Genomic DNA, 17,990 nt, shown 5'->3' on the forward strand with positions numbered 1-17,990 from the left:
GAGATTTCCATGAAACGTTTCGTTCTGCTCGACACCACCCCAATCCCCGACAACGGCGGTGCCCTGTGCCTGTTCGAGTATGGCGAAGACTTCGTCATCAAGATCCAGGGCGGTGACGGCGGGCAGCTGATGAATACGCGCATGCACGGTTCCGAAGATGCCCTGGCCGAGATTCCTTGCCGCAAGGTCGCCGGCCGTCCTGGCTCGCGCGTGCTGATCGGGGGGCTCGGCATGGGCTTCACCCTCGCCTCGGCCCTCAAGCATTTGGGCAAGAATTCCGAAGTGGTGGTGGCCGAACTGGTTCCCGGCGTGGTGGAGTGGAATCGCGGCCCCTTGGGCGAAAAGGCCGGACGGCCGCTGTCGGACCCGCGCACGGTGATCCGCATGGAAGACGTCGCCAAAGTGCTGCAAGCCGAGCCCCAGGGCTTCGACGCAATCATGCTGGACGTCGACAACGGCCCCGAAGGCCTGACCCAGAAAGCCAACAGCTGGCTGTACTCGGCCGGTGGCCTGGCCGCCTGCGCCAAAGCCCTGCGGCCCAAGGGCGTGCTGGCCGTGTGGTCGGCCAGTGCTGACCGGCAGTTTTCCGACAAGCTGAAGAAGGCCGGCTTCAAGGCTGAAGAGGTGCAAGTCTTCGCCCACGGCAACAAAGGCACCCGCCACACCATCTGGATTGCCGAGAAGCTCAAGGGCTGAGCTAAACTCTGTCCAACCGTCATCAGTCTTTTCCACAGAGGTGAACCCATGAGTTCGTCCCCCCCACCGTCCAACACCGCCAAGCTGGACCGCATCCTTGCCGACGCCCAGCGCGACCGGGAAATGGGCTACCGCGACAAAGCCCTGAAAATGTACCCCCACGTCTGCGGCCGCTGCGCCCGTGAGTTTTCCGGCAAGCGCCTGAGCGAACTGACCGTTCACCACCGCGACCACAACCACGACAACAACCCGCAGGACGGTTCCAACTGGGAACTGCTGTGCTTGTACTGCCACGACAACGAGCACTCGCGTTATACCGACCAGCAATACTTTGGCGACGGCTCCCTGAGCACGCCGAAGATCGCCAAGGCGACCCATAACCCCTTCGCCGCACTGGCCGGGCTGATGAAAAAAGACGAGTAGCAGGCCATCGAATGGCAAGGGAGCCTGCTCCCTCGCCATGGATGTATCGTTTTTCGTAAGTAAACGGCATTCCCCGTATAATCGCGCCTTTTCTCAAAGGCACCCCGTCCGTGGCCAACAAACGCTACAGCTGCATCGGTCTGTTCAACCCCAAGTCACCCGAAAACGTCGGTTCGGTGATGCGCGCCGCCGGTTGCTACGGCGTGGCGTCGGTGTTCTACACCGGCAAGCGTTATGAACGCGCCGCCGACTTCGTCACCGACACCAAGAAAGTCCACTACGACATCCCGCTGATCGGCATCGACGACCTGAAGAAGATCCTGCCCCTTGGCTGCGTACCGGTGGCCGTCGAGCTGGTGGAAGGCGCCCGGCCGCTGCCCGAATACACGCACCCGGACCGCGCCTTGTATATCTTCGGTCCGGAAGACGGCTCGCTGGACAAAGACATCCGCGACTGGTGCGAAGACGTGATCTACATTCCCACCAACGGCTGCATGAACCTGGCGGCCACGGTCAATGTCGTGTTGTACGACCGCATGGCCAAAGGCAACAACACGCGCTCGGGTCCGCAATTCCGCTGATCGGCGCGAAATTGATGGAACGACGGATTCGCTCTGGCAGTCAGCTTTATACAAATCCCCACACTGGAGACAGATCATGAGCGATAACAATCCGTTCGGGCCGGTTGAGACCACCCCTTTTCAATCCCGTACCCCGCAGAACGTACATGGCTGGGAGCGCATTGGTTCACTGGCCGGTGGGGTGCTGATGATGGGCAAGGGCCTGCGTCGCGGCGGAGTGTTCGGCCTGGCTCAACTGGCAATCGGCGGCATGGCCCTGGCCCGCGGCATCACCGGACACTGCTCGGCCAAGAGTATGCTGGAAAGGAATCGTCAGCATCTGCACGAGGCCCGCGCCAGGATCGAACAGGCGGGCGATGAGTTGTCGCGCATGAAAGCCAATGCAACGGCCGCGACCGACACAGCCACCGTTACCGGAAATGATTCGCTGGTTTCGCCGAAGGCTGGGCTCTGATCTCGGCTGTGCGACCGATGAAGCGAAATTACTGAAGTAACCGAGTGTCCAGCGCGGTGGAACGTTCGCCAAGAATGCTCTCGCTGAGCTGGACAAACTCCTCGGTATCCACCGTTTCCAACCGCATCGCGCCCTGTAGCACGTCGTCGAGCGAACGCTTGTTGCGCGTCTTCAGGCGGATTTCGCGGTCCAGCTCCTGCAACAACAGCACCGCCTTGGCCACCATTGCAGGGCTCACCTGTTCGCCGCGCAAGGTCGTGACGCCCTTGCTGTCCCGGACCAGGCGATCATTCAAGGCCTGATAACGCTCATCGCTCATACCGCCAGCGCGGCGCAGCAGTTCGATGGCGTAATACTCGTTCAACCCTTCGCCGATCCAGTCGCTACGATCGTGGTCGTTGATGCGCGCCAGCACCTGGACCAATTCCCGTAATAGCGGGCTGCTGCCCCGTTCGCTGACCAGCGGTGAACGGCTGTGCAGGTAAACCGAATCACGACCGGCCTGGGCACCACGCCACATCGGGTCGCTCGCACCGACGATCAGCAGCTTGGCAGGATGACGCGGCAGCGCTGCCTGCACTTGCGGCCAGACGAAGGTCAGCAGCGTCAGCACGTCCATCCGTCGCATGCCCTGGCCTTGGGGCGAAGCGACGGTGACCTCGGTCTCACCCAGGCGCGTGCGGCGGCTGCCGAGCTTGCCGGCGAGCATCCAGCCCGTGGGCCGGTCGAACAAGCGCGATGGGTTATCGATGCGAAAGCGTTGCTTGCCGATACGCGGCCAGGACGTCTCGATGCTCTTCCAGCCGCCGGGCAGTTCGAATTCCAGGCGCGACACCAACTCGATGCCGTCCTGCTGGTCCAACTTGGCCGGCGGCACCAGGTCGTCGCCGCGCAGCAGGGCCCATCCCGGGGTCATGCGGGTCTCGAAAGAACCGTTCTTGCGCGATTCGCTGATGCGCACGCGGTAGGTCAGGCTCGCCTTGTCGGCGGCTGGACGCCAAACGCCTCGCGAGCCGTGGCCGGAGGTGAGCTGCCATTGGCCGTCCGCCTTGAAATCGCTGTAGCGGTCTTCGTCGCCGAGATCGAAATCCAGGCTGCGCACCGCCGAGCCCCGTGCGAGGGTCAGGCGCACCTCGACCTGATCGCTCTGCGGCAACAGGTGAACGTGATAATCAAGGTCGACTTTCTGCGCCGCCCACAGCGACCCGCACAACGGCAGCAGTGCAGCCGCCAGCATCCATTTCAATCCTGCCGCCATGGGCGCTCCCTTTGGTGCGATGTCGTTGGATTCAGCCTGCGCGGAAAATCAGGTGATCTTCCCAATCGTCTTCAGCCACGCTGCCTTCGGCCAGCATCCGCCCCGACTGGGAAATGCGTTCGTGGTGCACGGCGTCCCGATCGCCGCAGACCAGATGGTGCCACAGTGGCAAGTCCTTGCCCTCGCTGACCAGTCGATAGCCACAGGTCGGCGGCAGCCATTTGAACTCATCGGCCTTGCCCGGCGTGAGCTGGATGCAGTCCGGGACAAAGTCGCGGCGATTGGGATAATCGGTGCACTGGCACGTCTTCAAGTCCAACAGTTTGCAGGCGATGCGCGTGTAGTAGACGCTGTTGTCGTCTTCATCCTCGAGCTTTTGCAGGCAGCACAGGCCACAGCCGTCGCACAGCGATTCCCATTCCTGGGGATCGAGCTGATCGAGGGTTTTGCGTATCCAGAACGGTTCGACTTTGGCGGCCATGGCTCGAGCATCAACATCACGTGGTGAAAAGGCCGACAGTCTAGTGCCGGGACCTCCCGAGGCCAAGCATTGGCGACTGCCGGTAACAGGGGCTTGTCAGGCCGGGCGCCGGGACGTAGGTTGCGTCATCACGTTCCCGAACCTAGCCGAGGTAAGCTCATGAGCGCCAACCCCCGCATCGCTGAATACGCTATACATCCCCAATTCGTCGAACGCTGGTCGCCTCGCGCGTTCACCGGCGAGACCATCGCCGAAGAAACCTTGCTGAGTTTCTTCGAAGCCGCGCGCTGGGCCCCTTCGGCCTACAATTCGCAGCCGTGGCGTTTCCTGTATGCCCGCCGCGATACGCCGAATTGGGAGCGTTTCCTCGGCTTGCTCAATGAGTTCAACCGCGGCTGGGCGCAACACGCCTCGGCGCTGGTGATCATCGCCTCGAAAACCACCTTCGCGGTGCCCGGCGCCGCTGAGGAAACCCCGGCCCAGTGCCACACCTTCGACACAGGCGCGGCTTGGGGCCACTTGGCGCTACAAGCCAGCCTCAGCGGCTGGCACACCCACGGCATGGCCGGTTTCGATCAGGAACTGACCCGCAAGGAATTGAAGATCCCGGAAGGCTACGCCCTGCACGCCGCCGTGGCGATTGGCAAGCTGGGGGATAAATCCACCCTGGCCGACTACCTCCAGCCCCGGGAAGTCCCAAGCCCGCGCCGGCCGCTGAGCGAGCTGGTAGCCGAAGGCGACTTCACCCTGTAAGGAGCCCGCTGAACCCGTGGCGAGGGAGCTTGCTCCCTCGCCACGATGGGTCCACAAGTCTTAGGTGAAGTCAGCGGGTCAGTAGCCCCGGTTGAAATCCACTTCCCCACGCAACCCATCACCGGCCCGATACGCCCGCAGGTTTTCCAGGAACAGTTGCACCATCATCGGCGGCGAGGTCGGAGCCGAGCTGTGGCCGGTCAGCAGCAGGCCCCACGCGGTCCAGAATGGATGACGCTGCGGCAATGGCTCTTGGCGGCAGACGTCGATCACCGCGCCGGCCAAGTGCCCTTCCTTCAAGGCTTGCACCAGGTCTGCATCGACCACGGCCACGCCACGGCCGACATTGATAAACAGCCCGGTGGGTTTGAAGCGCTTGAACAGCTCCGCATCATAGATGTCGTGGGTGTTCGGGGTGTTGGGCAGCAGGTTGATCACGTAATCCACCTCACCCACCAGGCGTGGCAAATCTTCCAGCGCGCCAACTTCGACAAACGGCGCCAGCTCCCTGGCTTCGCTGGCGATGCCGTACAACTGCACGCCAAACGGCATCAGGAACTGCGCCACGCACTGACCGATATCACCGGTCCCGACGATCAACACCTTGCGTCCCGCCAGGCTTTGCCCTTGGCGGTTGTCCCACTTGCGCTCCACCTGGCTGACCAACCGCGCAAGCACTTCGCGCTCATGGCCGAGCATGTAGGTCAGCACGTACTCAGCCATTACCTGGCCGAAAATACCGACGGCACGGGTCAGTCGGTAATCGCGTGTCAAACCCTCGGCCAGCAGCGGCGTGATGCCTGCCCAGGTCGATTGCAACCAACGGGGTTGGTGGCCTTGTCGCAACAGCGTCGCCAACAGGTCAGGCTGGCCGAGCCAGACCGGGCAGTCCGCGGCCAGCCGCGACAACTCGGCGGAATCGCCGCTGGTCAGTACTTCGATATCAGGTGCAGCTTGGCGCAGGAGCTGGGCATACACCGCGTGGTCGTGTTCGGCAATCAGAACGCGCATGAATCTAACCTTTCAAAAACAGTGCAGACGGCCGCTGACAGAGTATCGCTCCGTCCCTACGGACCATCGCCAAATCGTTTCAATGTTTCAAGAGACGCCGAGACCGGCGCCTGGGTAGTGTCAGATCGGGTCGTTGCGTCGCAGCAACTCTTCCGGCAGATGCTCGATGTACTCGTCTTCGGCCGGAGGCATTTGCAAGTGATAACCCTGGGTGTCGAGGTTTTCCAGCACCTTGTTGATGTCCTCCCGAGACAGCTCCCGCTCGGGACTCAGCACCAGGTCAAAGGCATGGATCGCCTTGCCGAATGCCGCCATCAATGGCTCCGGCACACGCTTCAAGGCATCGCTCTTGAGCACATACAGGTACATCTCGTTTTTCTTCGAGCTTCGATAGATGGAGCAGATACGTTTCAAGGCTGTTCTCCGGCGGTGGCCAGGCTGTCGAGCAGGGCCTGGCCCATCAACTCGCGGCGCCAGCCACGCAGCGAATCGGGCAATTGGTAAGGCCCCTCGGGAAAGCCGCTTTTTATCAGGGCTTCGAGGGTTTTCTTGCGCAGCATCAGCTCCGGCGCTATGCCCAGGCGCTCGGCTTCGGCCTGCCCCAGCGCCTTGAGGCGCTTGAGCAGCGCCGACGCCTCGATGGGCAGTGGCTCGGGCACGGCGGTTGGCCATTGCTCGGGGGGCACGCTGGCCGCACGTTTGATCAGGTCCAGCAACAATTCGCCGTCCTGGCGCACGGTACGCGGGTGCATGTCTTCGATCTTCGCCAGCGCGCCGAGATTATCCGGCTGCGTGCGGGCCAGGGGCCACAGTGAATGCTCACGGATGATGCGATTGCGCGGCAGGTCCCGGGCCCGCGCTTCGCGCTCGCGCCAGGCACACAGCTCGCGCAGCACGGCCAGTTGCGCACGGGACAGCTTCCAGGCCAGCTTGGCCTCGCGGTACACCTCATACGGGTCAATTTCGCGACGCAGGTTGGCCACCAGTTCGGCGCCGTCCTCTAGCACCCAGGCGTACTTGTCGTCGGAAAGTTTCGGGCGCAGCTGTACGAAAACTTCCGCCAGATGCACCGCATCTTCCGCGGCGTAGCTGATTTGCGTCTCGGACAAGGGGCGTTGCAACCAGTCGGAACGGGTCTCGCCCTTGGGCAGTTCGATGCCCAGTACTTCCTGCACCAACCGCGAGTAGCCCATGGAAAAACCAAGGTTCAAGTAGGCGGCAGCCAGTTGGGTATCGAACAACGGCGCGGGCAGGCTGCCGGTCAGGCGCAGCAAAACTTCCAAGTCTTCGCTGCAGGCATGTAACACCTTGAGCACCGCCCGGTTCTCCAGCAGCGCGGCCAAGGGTTTCCAGTCATTGATGGTCAAGGGATCGATCAGGTAGGCGCGCTTGCCGTCGCCGATCTGAAGCAAGCCGGCAATCGGATAAAAAGTGTCGACCCGCATGAATTCGGTGTCGAGGGCGACGAATGGCAACGCCTGCCATTCGGCGCAAAACTGACCGAGGCTATCGTTGTCGCGAATCCAGTGAATATCGATGGCCACACGGCTCTCCCTTGAAGAATGGCGCGCAGTATATATCGCCGTCGGCGGTTGCGAGCATCTACGGAGCAAGAGCTTGAGAGAAATCGCCTGCGCAAACGCAAGAATAGTCCTACATCCAGAGTTAACCGGCCTTGCGTAGTACGTAAACTCGCTTCAAGGCAAAACCCGGCAGGAAATCCTGGTGCCACAGCACGGTGAATCCGGCCTCGATGAACTGCGCTTCGACGTCGCCCTTATCGGCCAGGCTTCGCGGGGGCGGCTTGCCGAGCTTGAGAGGCCCTTCGATCTGGACCGAGACGATCACCGTATCGCGACTGACCCGATGAAATTCGTGCAGCAAGGCCAGGCGATGCTCGCTGGCCTTGATGTGCAGAAACAGCTGCAAACAAAAAATGCAGTCGACCGCATTGGCTGACAGGCCGAGGGTAAACGCCGAACTCGGGAAGGTCGTGACCCGTTCGAGCAATGCGCCTTCATGATGGCTGCGGGCGTGCTCAAGCCTGTCTGGCGACGGGTCCGCCGCCAGGATCACCCGGTTGGCATGCTCGCCCAACACCGGCCAGAACCGCCCCGCCCCACACGCCACGTCCAGCACCAGCCCAGGCTCACCCGCCACTTTCAAGGCGTTGCGCACCAACTGCTCGTCACGCCAGAACGCCAGGCGCAAGCGGCGAGGCGCCGGCTGATGGCAAATTTGCGCATGCTCCTGGTCATGCTGCCTGGCGAACTCAAGCTCGACAGTGGGTGGGGATTGCCGGGGCATGCTCACAGCTCATGAAGAAAGATTGAAGAGCAGGTTAAACAACGCTGCGTGAAAAAAAGGTGTAGGCCTTATTCCCGGGCCAGCACACCTTCAATCACCGCACCGCGACAGCTGGCGAACAAGTCGAGATCCTGGTTGTAGACTTTGCTGTTGACCTCCAGCAGCCCAAGCATCGAATGGAACAGGTTGTCCTGGCTCAGGGGCTTGTCCCGACTCAGCTGCAGGCAATGGGTATCGACGGCGAAGGACTTTTGGTAGCTGTCGGAAAACCAGGCCAGCATCGCCACGTGCTTCTGTTGCTCTGGGGCCAGCATGTACGGCGTGCCATGAAGGAACAGGTTGTATTCGCCCAAGGACTCGCCATGGTCCGACAGGTACAGCATCGCGGTGTCGACTTTGTCCTGATTGGCGCGCAGCAGATCGATCAGCGTCGACAGCACGTGATCGGTGTACACCAACGTGTTGTCGTAACCGTTGACGATGCTTTCGCGACTGCAATTGTTCAGCGCGTTGCTTTCGCACACCGGAGTGAAATGCTCGTACTCCTTGGGATAACGCTTGAAGTACTCCGGCCCATGGCTGCCCATCTGGTGCAATACCAGCACCGTGTCCTTGTCGAGGGTGTCGATGAAATGCTGCAGGCCCTGGAGCAGAATCTCGTCGCGGCACTCACTGTTGGCGCACAGGGTCGGGTCCTTGAGATTGCTCACATCCTGCACCGTGACCCGGTCGCAGGTGCCTTTGCAGCCGGACTGATTGTCCCGCCAGATCACCTCCAGCCCGGCGCGCTTGAGCACGTCCAGCAGGCCTTCTTCGTTCCTCGCCTTGCTGGCGTCGTAGTCCTTGCGCCCCATGTTGGAAAACATGCAGGGCACCGACACGGCGGTTTCGGTGCCGCAGGAATGCACATTGGTGAAAGCGATCAGCCCCGCCTCCTTGTCCAGTTTCGGCGTGGTATCGCGGTTGTAACCCAAGATGCCGAAGTTTTCGGCCCGGGCACTCTCCCCCACGACCAGCACGGTAAGGGATTTTCGCCCATGGGTCTGCCAGGTGGGATTGCGGCTCGCATCCTCGCCCAGGGCAATGAACGGTTGCTTGGCCGACGCGACCTGCTCGCGCAAGTAGCCGATCGACGCGCCAATGTAGTTGCTTGGCACGACCATCAAGTGCAACTCGTGATGGTTGCGAAACAACGAAGACAGGCCCTGGTAATTGATCAATGCAACCCCTCCGAGCACTGCCGCCGAGGCCACCGCGACAATCAACTTACTTAACAACTCCTTGGGCCAGCGACGATAGTTGATGGGGGTCTTGAACAACAGCAAGGCCGGCAGCACGCCCAATAAAAAGAGATAGCCAAACAACTTTATTGACAATAAGTCACGCACTTCCGTGGCATTGGTTTCGGCAAAGTTGCGCAACATGCCGGCGTCGATCAAGACCCCATACTGGGCCATGAAATACGCCACGCCGGCACTGATCACGAACAGCAGCGTCAACACAGGCTTGAGCAGCGCACGGAACGCCAGCAGCGTCAGCACCAGGTTGAACGCGCAGAACACCATCACGCCAAAGGCCAGGCACAGCAAAACTCCGTGACCGTCCGATGCGGTGATCGTGAGCAGGTGTTGCCAGAGCACCCGATTAAAGCCCATTAATAGAAACGCACTGGCGATCAGCGTCACCCACTCGGGGCGCACGGCTTTAATAGTTAACATGATGGCGGGGACTTCCTGAGCGTTCTTTATTAGGCTGACGCAGTAAATGTGAAAAATTCATTTCCTACGGCAACACAAATATTAGATAGCCCGCCATCAATTTTTCGTGAAAAAGTTGCTATTAAATAATTATTTAAGTGGCCACTTCAAACAGCCTTTCAAGCCTGGTTCAGGTACCAGCGCCAATCCTGTTCGCCCACTTCGCCCATGAACTGACGGTACTCGGCGCGCTTCACCGCCAGGTAGACGCCCAGGAACTCATCGCCCAAAGCCTCCCGAGCCCAGGTCGAATCCTCGAGGGCGCGCAAGGTGGTGAGCCAGTCGGTGGGCAATAACTCGGTCGCCTGGGCGTAGCCGTTGCCTTCTACAGGTGCGCCGGGATCACGTTGCTGGCGAATGCCACGGTGTATGCCGGCCAATATCGCCGCCGCTGCCAGGTACGGGTTGGCATCGGCGCCGCAGATGCGGTGCTCGATGTGTCGGGAGAATGCCGGACCACCCGGCACCCTCAGGCTCACGGTGCGATTGTCCACGCCCCAGGTCGCGGCCAGCGGCGCATAGCTGTTGCTTTGGAACCGGCGGTAGGAATTGGCGTTCGGGCAGAACATCAATAACGAATCCAACAGCGTCTCGAGCATCCCGCCCACGGCGTGGCGCAACAACGGCGTGCCGTCCGGGGCATCGCTGGCGAACAGGTTGTTGCCCTCCCGGTCGGCGAGGCTGACATGGATATGCATCCCCGAACCCGCCAAGTGATCGAACGGCTTGGCCATGAAACACGCCGTCATGCCGTGTCGATGCGCCACGCCCTTGACCAACCGCTTGTAGCGCACCGCTTCATCCATGGCTTGCAGGGCATCGGTGCGGTGTTCGAGCGTGATCTCCACCTGGCCGGGTGCGTATTCGGAAATGGCCGTCCGGGCCGGGATGCCCTGGAGCTTGCAGGCGCTATAAAGATCCGCCAGGAACGGCTCGATCTGCTCCAATTCACGCAAACCGTAGACCTGGGTAGCGCGCGGCCTGCCTCCATCGGCGTCCAGCGCCGGTTGCGGTCGGCCCTCGCTGTCGCGTTGCGCATCCAGCAGATAAAACTCCAGCTCGGCCGCCATCACCGGGTAATAACCGTCTGCCTGCAAGGCACCGATCACCCGGCTGAGCAGATAACGCGGATCGGCGATGGCCGCGGGCATGCCCTCTTGCGGGTGCATGCCGACTTGCACGGCGGCAGTGGGGATCAAGCGCCACGGCATGCGCTGCAAGCTGCCGCTGATGGGATAAGCCCGGCAATCGATGTCGCCGACGTCCCAGACCAGCCCGGAATTTTCCACATCCTCGCCCTTGAGGGTCAGCCCCAGGATGGTACTGGGCAACGGCCGGCCGGTTTGATAGACCGCCAGCAACTCGTCCCGATGCAACCACTTGCCGCGAGGGACGCCGTTGTTGTCGACAATAAACAGTTCGAACAGCTCGATATCCGGGTTTTCGGCCAGGAACACCTGGGCTTGTTGCACGGATGCAAAAGAAAGATCGGCAAGACTCATGGGATCGCTCGTATTTTCATGTCAGACGGGCGACGAGGCGCCGTCAGTCGGTGCTCGCATCGACGAGCACTGTTCAACCATCAACAGGCAATACGAGGATCTGGGGGACGTGCATGGCGGCAATGCCAAAGCGCCCAGAAGGCCAGCTCGCAGGGCAGCGCGCAGGCCGACGGGGCCACGGCGGACGCGACTTCGCGGGTCGGGCCTTTAGTGGCGAATGGCGGGTATGCACATGCGGCGGGCCGACCGTCCATAGAGATATCACAGGAAAACATTCGCCGAGAGCGTCCCACGACGCCATCGTCTGTTAAACCGCAATTTGACGGATTATGGATCGGCGCAGGCTAAACAATCGCCACCATCAGCCCGGCGTCAAACGCCGATGGCAGCCTTGGCATAAGGGCCACGGTCGATATCAAGAAGCTCCACGCACAACTGCACGCTGATCGTTTTGGGCCATGGGCCCAGGTCTTGAATCACGGCCAATAGACTGTCGGCCAGCTGCTTCTTGATTTCCGCCGAACGGCCGCTCAGCAAAGCCAGCTTCACATGCACGAAGCCGCGCTCACCGATGCCTGTCCCCACTCGAAACGTGTCGATTTTCATGGCCCGGCTCTTGATGTCGAACTCTGCGGCGAACTGCCCGGACGCCACCAGCGCGTTATTCAGGCGCAACAGCGCGACGTCGGCGTTCAGCTCAGTCAGGTTGGCGGTGTACTCCATGTGCAGGTGAGGCATGTGTTCGACTCCAATTCGAAAATATGATCTTGAGATGACAGCCGCCGCAACCATACCTCGACTTTGCTGTTTCAGGCAGGTTTTGTTTCGCCCATCGGGCCCGCGCGCTCACTCATGAACGCCTCCAGACGGGACCTCAGCCATCGCTCGGCCGGGTCATTGTCGCCTTGCGCAATTCGTTGCGATTCATCCATGGCTCCTGGTTCGCTTTTTGAGCAGGTGCTGCAATTTTCTGAAATATCTCACAATCATTGGAAACGTTTCCCCGATAGCGAAAACTTTCAGCTTGGCTAGGCTTGTGACGACATGTACGAAACATGTCTTGAATCAGTGAATCGCAGGGAGCGAACCGATGTATTTTGAGATCTACAGACAGACCCGAGGCACCCCGAACACCGGACTAGGTCAGTGGCGCTGGCGCTTGAGGGCCGGCAACCACGAAACCATCGCCAGTGGTGAATCCTACGTGAACAAGGCGGATTGCCTGCACGTCATCGGGTTGATCAAAAGTGCCCATGGCGAGACGCCGGTGAAGGTGATCTGAAGCCGGACACGGGCACACCTTCTGAAGCTGCTCAGCTGGACGAGCAGCTTTGCTCACGCTGGCGTTTTTTGCTGCACGAGGCACCAGACAGGTATCGTGTGCGGACAACAGCGAGAGGTCGTTGCCCATGACTCAATCAAGCAGCCGTCGCGACTGGCTGATGCGCGCGCCTGAGTCGAGGAAACTGGAACGCATCGAGGCCTATTTCAGTGGTCATGGCTACACCACCCACCGACATGACACCTATGCAATCGGCTTCACCCTTTCCGGTGTCCAGAGCTTCAATTACCGGCACAGCAAACGTCATAGCCAACCCGGCGGCACCATCGTGCTGCACCCGGACGAGATCCATGATGGTGAAGCCGGGACGAGCGACGGCTTCCGCTACCGGATGTCCTACTTAGAGCCATCGCTGATCCAGCAAGTACTGGGCGGTAAGCCACTGCCCTTCATTGAAGGCGGGCTGTCGAACGATCCTCGACTCAACATCGCGACCCGCAGGCTGCTCAGCAGCCTGGAACATGGCCTCGATCCGCTGGAAGAAGAAGACGCCATCTACGACGTGGCCCAGGCGCTCTCCGTCGCGGCGGGTGGCCAGCGTGGACGCCGACTGATCGACTATCCGGCGGCAGAGCGCGCACGCCTATTCATCCACGACGCCCTTGACCAGCCGATTACCCTGGACCACCTGGTTGAAGCCAGTGGCCGCGATCGGTGGAGCCTGTCCCGGGACTTTCGTGCCTTGTACGGCACCAGCCCTTACCGCTACATCACCCAGCGTCGATTGAACGAAGCCCGTCGCCTGGTATTGCAGGGCACGCCACTGAGCGAAGCAGCCCTGGCCTGCGGTTTTTTCGACCAAAGCCATATGACTCGACTGCATACCCAGGCCTTCGGTATATCCCCGGCACGCTGGCTAAAAATGCTGCGTTGAGGTGTTACGCCGCGCAGCGCCAAAGCTGCACGATCATCCAATACCTGCCTCGCCCTTGCGCCGTAAGGTGGTGCTCATCACCCAGTTTTGAGGAGCGTGTCCCGATGAATCATTACTTCCCGATCAACTTCGCCCAGAAATACTCGCTGTTCCATGAACAGTGGGCGCCAAAGGTCATCGCCGAAATGAACGACTATCAGTTCAAGATCGCCCGGCTGGAAGGCGACTTCGTCTGGCACACCCATGCCGACACCGATGAAACGTTCATCGTGCTGGGAGGTGAGCTGCGTATCGACTTTCGCGACGGCGCAGTAATGATTGGCCCGGGCGAGATGTTCGTCGTGAAGAAGGGTGTCGAGCACAAACCCAGTGCCGAACGGGAAGTGAAACTGTTATTGATCAAGCCTCGGGGCGTCATCAATACCGGCGAAGAAACCAATGAGCGAACGGCGATCAATGACGTCTGGATCTGACCGAGCCAGGTTCAGTCGTATTCTGCTTCCTGATGATCGCCCAGCAGCCGGCGCTGGCGAGGCGTCGCGGCGGCCAGGACCTCAGGGTTGAATTGCCAATGTAAATAAGGCGAGAACTTCTGGGCGACCATCCGCCGGCCATAGTGCACCTGGAGCATGTACCGCGTGCGGTCGATGGTCCGGTTGTCGCTGCCGGCGTGCCACAACTCGCTGCGCAGTATCAGGACATCGCCCGCCCGGCACAGCACCGGCTGCGCCGGGCGTCCCTGCCATTGCGTTTCCCCCGCCATTGGCGCGCGGCCCGCCCTATGGCTGCCAGGAATCACCCTTGTCGGGCTCAAGTCGGCGTCGATATCATCGAGATAAAACTGCGCGGTGAACACCTGCATCGGCAGGTCAAAGGCCGGGTCTTCCAGCAGGCTGGAGGGTAGCGTCATAGGAAGGTAATCCAGATGCAGCGGGGCGCCGATGAAACCTGGATGGCAGCGCCAGGCCGTCTGACCGATGATGTGACAATCCTCCCCCAAGGCAGCCTCGGCCAGCTCGATCACCCCGCTCACTTCCAGGTACGGCAGCCAGAACGGGTCACGGTTGAACACACATTTGTAATGATCGACGACGCCGCTGTAGTCCCAGTGCTGGGGTTTCAGTTGATCGATTGCGTAACGCAGCTCAGTGATTTGCCCGGCGTCCAACACACCGGACATCAGGACAAAGCCGTCCTGATGCAGTGCTCGCAAATCATCGGCAGTGGACCACAAAGGCACCCGATCAGGTACGGAAGCGGCCGGTCAGCTCTGCCAGGTTTCTCGACAAGTTGGAAAGCTGCTGGCTGGCCTGCATGCTTTGGGCGGAGTTGGCGGCTGCTTCGTTGGACAAGTCGCGGATGTCGGAAATATTGCGGGCTATTTCCTCGGTGACGCTGCTCTGCTCTTCGCATGCACTGGCGATTTGTGCGGCCATGTCGTTGATCCGCTGGATCGAACCGCCGGTACCGCTGAGCACCTGATCGACCCCCGCAGCACGTTCGACGCTGTCCCGGGCCTTGCTGCTGCCCACATGCATCGCTTGCACAGCCTTGGCGACCCCGCTCTGCAAGCGCTCGATGCGAACCTGGATGTCCTTGGTCGAATCCTGGGTCCGCGCCGCGAGCGCCCGTACTTCATCGGCCACCACGGCAAAACCACGGCCTTGCTCACCGGCCCGAGCCGCTTCGATGGCCGCGTTCAGCGCAAGCAAGTTGGTTTGTTCGGCGATGCCACGGATCACCTCGAGCACGGCGCCGATGCTGGAAGTTTCCTGGGCCAGGGCCTCGATCGTGCCCGAAGCGCTCTCCACTTCCTGGGCCAACTGGCGGATCGACTCGACGGTACTGCTGACCACCTCGGCACCGTCACGAGACTGGCTGCTCGCCTGTTGCGCGGCGCCCGAGGCATTCGCCGCGTTATGCGCCACTTCATGCACCGCCGCGCTCATCTGCGTGGCGGCGGTACTGACCTGATCCAGTGCGGCATGCTCGCTGCTGATCAATCGATCATTGGTCGCCGCCATGGTGGCCATGGCGCGCGCTGCGGAGTCGACTTCCCCGGTCACCCGCCCAACCTCGGCGATCAAAGGCTGCAGCTTATCGAGAAAGCGGTTGAAAGCGCTGCCGAGCTGGCCCAACTCATCGGCCGAACGCACCTCGAGACGCCCTTTCAGATCCCCGCCCCCCTCGGCAATCTGCTCGACACGGTGCAGCAAGCGACGCATAGGACTCAACACCACCAATGGCAGAACCAAAAGCACCAGAATGCAACCGAGCAAGCCAATCAACAGAATCACGCCCTGTTGCACACCGACTGCCTCGCCGTTTTCAATCGCCGCGTCGCCCTCACGGTGCGACGCCGCATCTTCCAGCTCACCCAGCTTGTCAATGGAATCACGCATGGCTTCGAACAGGCGCTCGCTGTCACTAAAACTCAGGGCGCTGGCGCCCTGCGGATCGCCTACCGCCTGCTCGATGACCCGCCGCGAAACCTGCATCCATTTTCCGTAGCTGTCATTGAACTGACTGACCAACGCCTGCGCCTCGGCACCGGGCTGCATCGCGGCATATTTCTGCACACGGTCATAAGCCTGCTTGGCATTCTCGCCATGACTGGCGCTCAGCGCTTGCACATGTACGTCTGCATGACCATCCAGCAGACTGCGCTCGGCCACGAACGCCTGATAAAGATCACGATCAGCGTTGAGCAACAAGCTGATGGCCGGTAGATAACGTTTGGTCAATTGCGTGCTGGACTCGGTCACTTGACCGATGCCACGCATGCCCGTCCACCCCATCAGCGCCAGCAATACAGCCAGGAAGGCGATCGGGAGAGTGATCTTCCAGCGAAAGCCAAGGTCGGCAAAAAATCGCGGCATGGGGGTCACTCCTTACACGGGGGAATACCTGCCTATCGGCAGCCATGTCTTGAGCTATAGCCCATTAGTCTGATTGTCACAAAGGTTTGGGTGTGAAGGGCTGTGGTTATGCAGGATGCGGAGGGGAGTTGAGCTCGATGAAAAGTATGGGTCAGACGCAGTACCGCACGTCCTGCTCGACGCGGCAGGTTATAGAATTCGCGCCGTCACCCAGCTTCTAGAGAACCTCGCCATGCGAGGAGACATTCCGAGTGAGTCGGTGGTCCTTCCATTGCGCGCCGAATAAATTATTTCTGATGGACGGCCATACGAGTGGTACAAAAACAGAAGAACCCAGGCAGGCGGGGTCGAGGAAGGTCCCAATAGAGCCCTTCCGTCCTTCCGGGAAAGACCACGATTTGAGTTCACTTGTCATCGCCCGCCTCATAATCGGGGTCTGTCCCTGAGGGAACCCATCAGTTTTTATAATTCTGGTCTGTCCGAATCCCTGTCAGCCTCCCCGTTGTATTAGATATTCTCGGTGTGGGAAAATGACTAAATTTGACTCATCTGTGCTCTGATCAAAAGCGACCCTTAACCGGACCGATAAGTAGTAGCCAGTGCTCAGCGATGACAAAAAGAGCGGGGGAAGCCGCACTAACAGCCCGGCGGTCACCTCGTGCGCTGAAACTGGCATAACGTAAAAATGATCCGCCCCCCCGCCGAAAACCGAGTAAGTCAACCAGGCGCGTTGGCCCGCAGCGATGTGCGGCCAAGGGTCAACACGCACCCAGCCATTCCAGTCTGGAGGCCGTGTCACGAATTTGTCGCCGTAACCGTCCTGCTCGGCTTGGAGGATACGCGGCCTACCCCGCACCAGCGCGCCCTCATTCAAGGTCCCCACGGCCAGCGTCAAGGCAGCGGACGTCCGCTTCGCTCCGCTACTGCGAGTGACGGTGTAGATGACCGTCACCGATTTGCCCAAGTTGTAAGCGATCACCGACACCGGAATAGCGATCTCCCGGCTACTTGGCAGTGCTTGCACCGGCGTGGGGTAAGACCCGCCCGGGGCGGTGCCGGCCGCCCCGGTCCAGGTCACGCTGACTTGGTCGCCGGGCTGGATACCGTAATCCGGAATCACCACGGTCAGCGCATCCTCGGCCGCCATCGGATTAAGTACATTGCCGGGAGCTTGCTTGACGCTAGGGGCGACTCCGTTAAATGCCGTGCGAATGATGTACGTGCGTGGGGGGAAGACCGTGGCCAGGGTCTCCTCGGTGCCCTGTCCGAAAGCGACCTTGAACTCCACGGTCAGCGTCCTGCCGTCGCCCAGCTCCTGCAGGTAACTGGAAGGCGCCGAAACCTCGTAATACCCCTGCGTCAGCCAGATTGCGCTCACCTTGGGCCCCGGCGGTACCCAGATGTCGCGATTGTGCGCAGTCCCGTAAGCCTTATTGCCTTTCAAACGCATCCACACATGCTGGCCGACGGCGATATGCGGCCAGATGCCTGCGCGCACCGTGGCATTGCCGCCGAAGCTACCAATGTCCAGTTCAGTACCGTTGCCGCTATCCGCAGCCTGGAGGATGCGCGGTTTGCCCAGCATCAGCGCCTCGGCGGGCATCGCCTGCACTGCCACCGTTAAGGCAGTGGACGGCGGCTTCGTTCCGCTACTGCGCGTGACGGTGTAGGT

Annotated in this window: 19 protein-coding genes and 2 pseudogenes; 8 read left to right on the plus strand and 13 right to left on the minus strand. The window is 60.7% G+C overall.

The window, feature by feature from the left end:
* Positions 1-9: 9 nt before the first annotated feature.
* From HU806_RS21340 to HU806_RS21355, 4 genes are all read left to right on the plus strand, one after another.
* Positions 10-696 (plus strand): spermidine synthase, encoded by a 687-nt coding sequence (locus HU806_RS21340; protein WP_186614105.1) that lies wholly within the window; start codon positions 10-12, stop codon positions 694-696.
* 48 nt (positions 697-744) lie between these two features.
* Entirely contained in the window at positions 745-1,119 is a 375-nt protein-coding gene (locus tag HU806_RS21345; RefSeq protein WP_186614107.1) for a YajD family HNH nuclease, read from the plus strand.
* A 110-nt stretch (positions 1,120-1,229) separates the two neighbouring features.
* Complete coding sequence (locus HU806_RS21350; RefSeq protein ID WP_030141187.1) at positions 1,230-1,700, plus strand: RNA methyltransferase; 471 nt, start codon at positions 1,230-1,232, stop codon at positions 1,698-1,700.
* A gap of 76 nt (positions 1,701-1,776) precedes the next feature.
* Positions 1,777-2,154 (plus strand): YgaP family membrane protein, encoded by a 378-nt coding sequence (locus tag HU806_RS21355; protein WP_186614109.1) that lies wholly within the window; start codon positions 1,777-1,779, stop codon positions 2,152-2,154.
* A 28-nt stretch (positions 2,155-2,182) separates the two neighbouring features.
* On the opposite strand, the gene HU806_RS21360 is transcribed toward HU806_RS21355, so the two are convergent.
* Positions 2,183-3,412: a hypothetical protein gene (locus HU806_RS21360; RefSeq protein WP_186614111.1), complete on the minus strand. Its 1,230-nt coding sequence runs from the start codon at positions 3,410-3,412 to the stop codon at positions 2,183-2,185.
* Positions 3,413-3,443: 31 nt separating this feature from the next.
* On the minus strand, positions 3,444-3,893 hold the full coding sequence (locus tag HU806_RS21365; protein ID WP_033054039.1) for a YcgN family cysteine cluster protein: 450 nt from the start codon (positions 3,891-3,893) through the stop codon (positions 3,444-3,446).
* Positions 3,894-4,052: 159 nt separating this feature from the next.
* On the opposite strand from HU806_RS21365, the gene HU806_RS21370 reads away from it, so the two are divergent.
* Complete coding sequence (locus HU806_RS21370) at positions 4,053-4,646, plus strand: nitroreductase family protein (RefSeq protein WP_186614113.1); 594 nt, start codon at positions 4,053-4,055, stop codon at positions 4,644-4,646.
* Positions 4,647-4,724: 78 nt separating this feature from the next.
* On the opposite strand, the gene HU806_RS21375 is transcribed toward HU806_RS21370, so the two are convergent.
* From HU806_RS21375 to HU806_RS21405, 7 genes are all read right to left on the minus strand, one after another.
* Positions 4,725-5,657: a D-2-hydroxyacid dehydrogenase gene (locus tag HU806_RS21375; protein ID WP_186614115.1), complete on the minus strand. Its 933-nt coding sequence runs from the start codon at positions 5,655-5,657 to the stop codon at positions 4,725-4,727.
* A gap of 120 nt (positions 5,658-5,777) precedes the next feature.
* Positions 5,778-6,071 (minus strand): YcgL domain-containing protein, encoded by a 294-nt coding sequence (locus HU806_RS21380; RefSeq protein ID WP_186614117.1) that lies wholly within the window; start codon positions 6,069-6,071, stop codon positions 5,778-5,780.
* Positions 6,068-7,201 carry a ribonuclease D gene (rnd, locus tag HU806_RS21385; protein ID WP_186614119.1) on the minus strand — a complete coding sequence of 378 codons (1,134 nt, stop codon included), beginning with the start codon at positions 7,199-7,201 and terminating at the stop codon, positions 6,068-6,070. Before rnd ends, HU806_RS21380 begins: the two co-directional genes overlap by 4 nt.
* A gap of 121 nt (positions 7,202-7,322) precedes the next feature.
* On the minus strand, positions 7,323-7,964 hold the full coding sequence (locus HU806_RS21390) for a class I SAM-dependent methyltransferase (protein ID WP_186614121.1): 642 nt from the start codon (positions 7,962-7,964) through the stop codon (positions 7,323-7,325).
* Between the two features lie 68 nt (positions 7,965-8,032).
* On the minus strand, positions 8,033-9,682 hold the full coding sequence (locus tag HU806_RS21395) for a phosphoethanolamine transferase (protein WP_186614123.1): 1,650 nt from the start codon (positions 9,680-9,682) through the stop codon (positions 8,033-8,035).
* A 158-nt stretch (positions 9,683-9,840) separates the two neighbouring features.
* Positions 9,841-11,223, minus strand: coding sequence for a glutamine synthetase family protein (locus HU806_RS21400; RefSeq protein ID WP_186614125.1), 1,383 nt, complete (start codon positions 11,221-11,223; stop codon positions 9,841-9,843).
* Positions 11,224-11,595: 372 nt separating this feature from the next.
* Complete coding sequence (locus HU806_RS21405; RefSeq protein WP_186614127.1) at positions 11,596-11,961, minus strand: 5-carboxymethyl-2-hydroxymuconate Delta-isomerase; 366 nt, start codon at positions 11,959-11,961, stop codon at positions 11,596-11,598.
* 352 nt (positions 11,962-12,313) lie between these two features.
* Between HU806_RS21405 and HU806_RS21410 the strand changes: the two genes are divergently transcribed.
* From HU806_RS21410 to HU806_RS21420, 3 genes are all read left to right on the plus strand, one after another.
* Complete coding sequence (locus HU806_RS21410; protein WP_186614129.1) at positions 12,314-12,505, plus strand: YegP family protein; 192 nt, start codon at positions 12,314-12,316, stop codon at positions 12,503-12,505.
* Between the two features lie 127 nt (positions 12,506-12,632).
* Entirely contained in the window at positions 12,633-13,439 is an 807-nt protein-coding gene (locus tag HU806_RS21415; RefSeq protein ID WP_186614131.1) for an AraC family transcriptional regulator, read from the plus strand.
* Between the two features lie 104 nt (positions 13,440-13,543).
* A complete protein-coding gene (locus HU806_RS21420) occupies positions 13,544-13,912 on the plus strand; it encodes a cupin domain-containing protein (protein WP_186614133.1) in 369 nt (122 codons plus the stop codon).
* Positions 13,913-13,923: 11 nt separating this feature from the next.
* On the opposite strand, the gene HU806_RS21425 is transcribed toward HU806_RS21420, so the two are convergent.
* The 4 genes and pseudogenes from HU806_RS21425 to HU806_RS21435 all read right to left on the minus strand — a co-directional run.
* Positions 13,924-14,673, minus strand: coding sequence for a phytanoyl-CoA dioxygenase family protein (locus tag HU806_RS21425; protein WP_189672531.1), 750 nt, complete (start codon positions 14,671-14,673; stop codon positions 13,924-13,926).
* 10 nt (positions 14,674-14,683) lie between these two features.
* Positions 14,684-15,472: a methyl-accepting chemotaxis protein gene (locus tag HU806_RS26910; protein ID WP_527251162.1), complete on the minus strand. Its 789-nt coding sequence runs from the start codon at positions 15,470-15,472 to the stop codon at positions 14,684-14,686.
* 69 nt (positions 15,473-15,541) lie between these two features.
* A pseudogene (locus HU806_RS26915) lies at positions 15,542-16,318 on the minus strand (HAMP domain-containing protein); the annotation flags it as partial.
* A 490-nt stretch (positions 16,319-16,808) separates the two neighbouring features.
* Positions 16,809-17,990 (minus strand): annotated as a pseudogene (locus tag HU806_RS21435) (hypothetical protein); the annotation flags it as partial.

Origin of the sequence: Pseudomonas sp. SWRI154, assembly GCF_014268645.1 — a bacterium.
Taxonomy (GTDB): domain Bacteria; phylum Pseudomonadota; class Gammaproteobacteria; order Pseudomonadales; family Pseudomonadaceae; genus Aquipseudomonas; species Aquipseudomonas marvdashtae.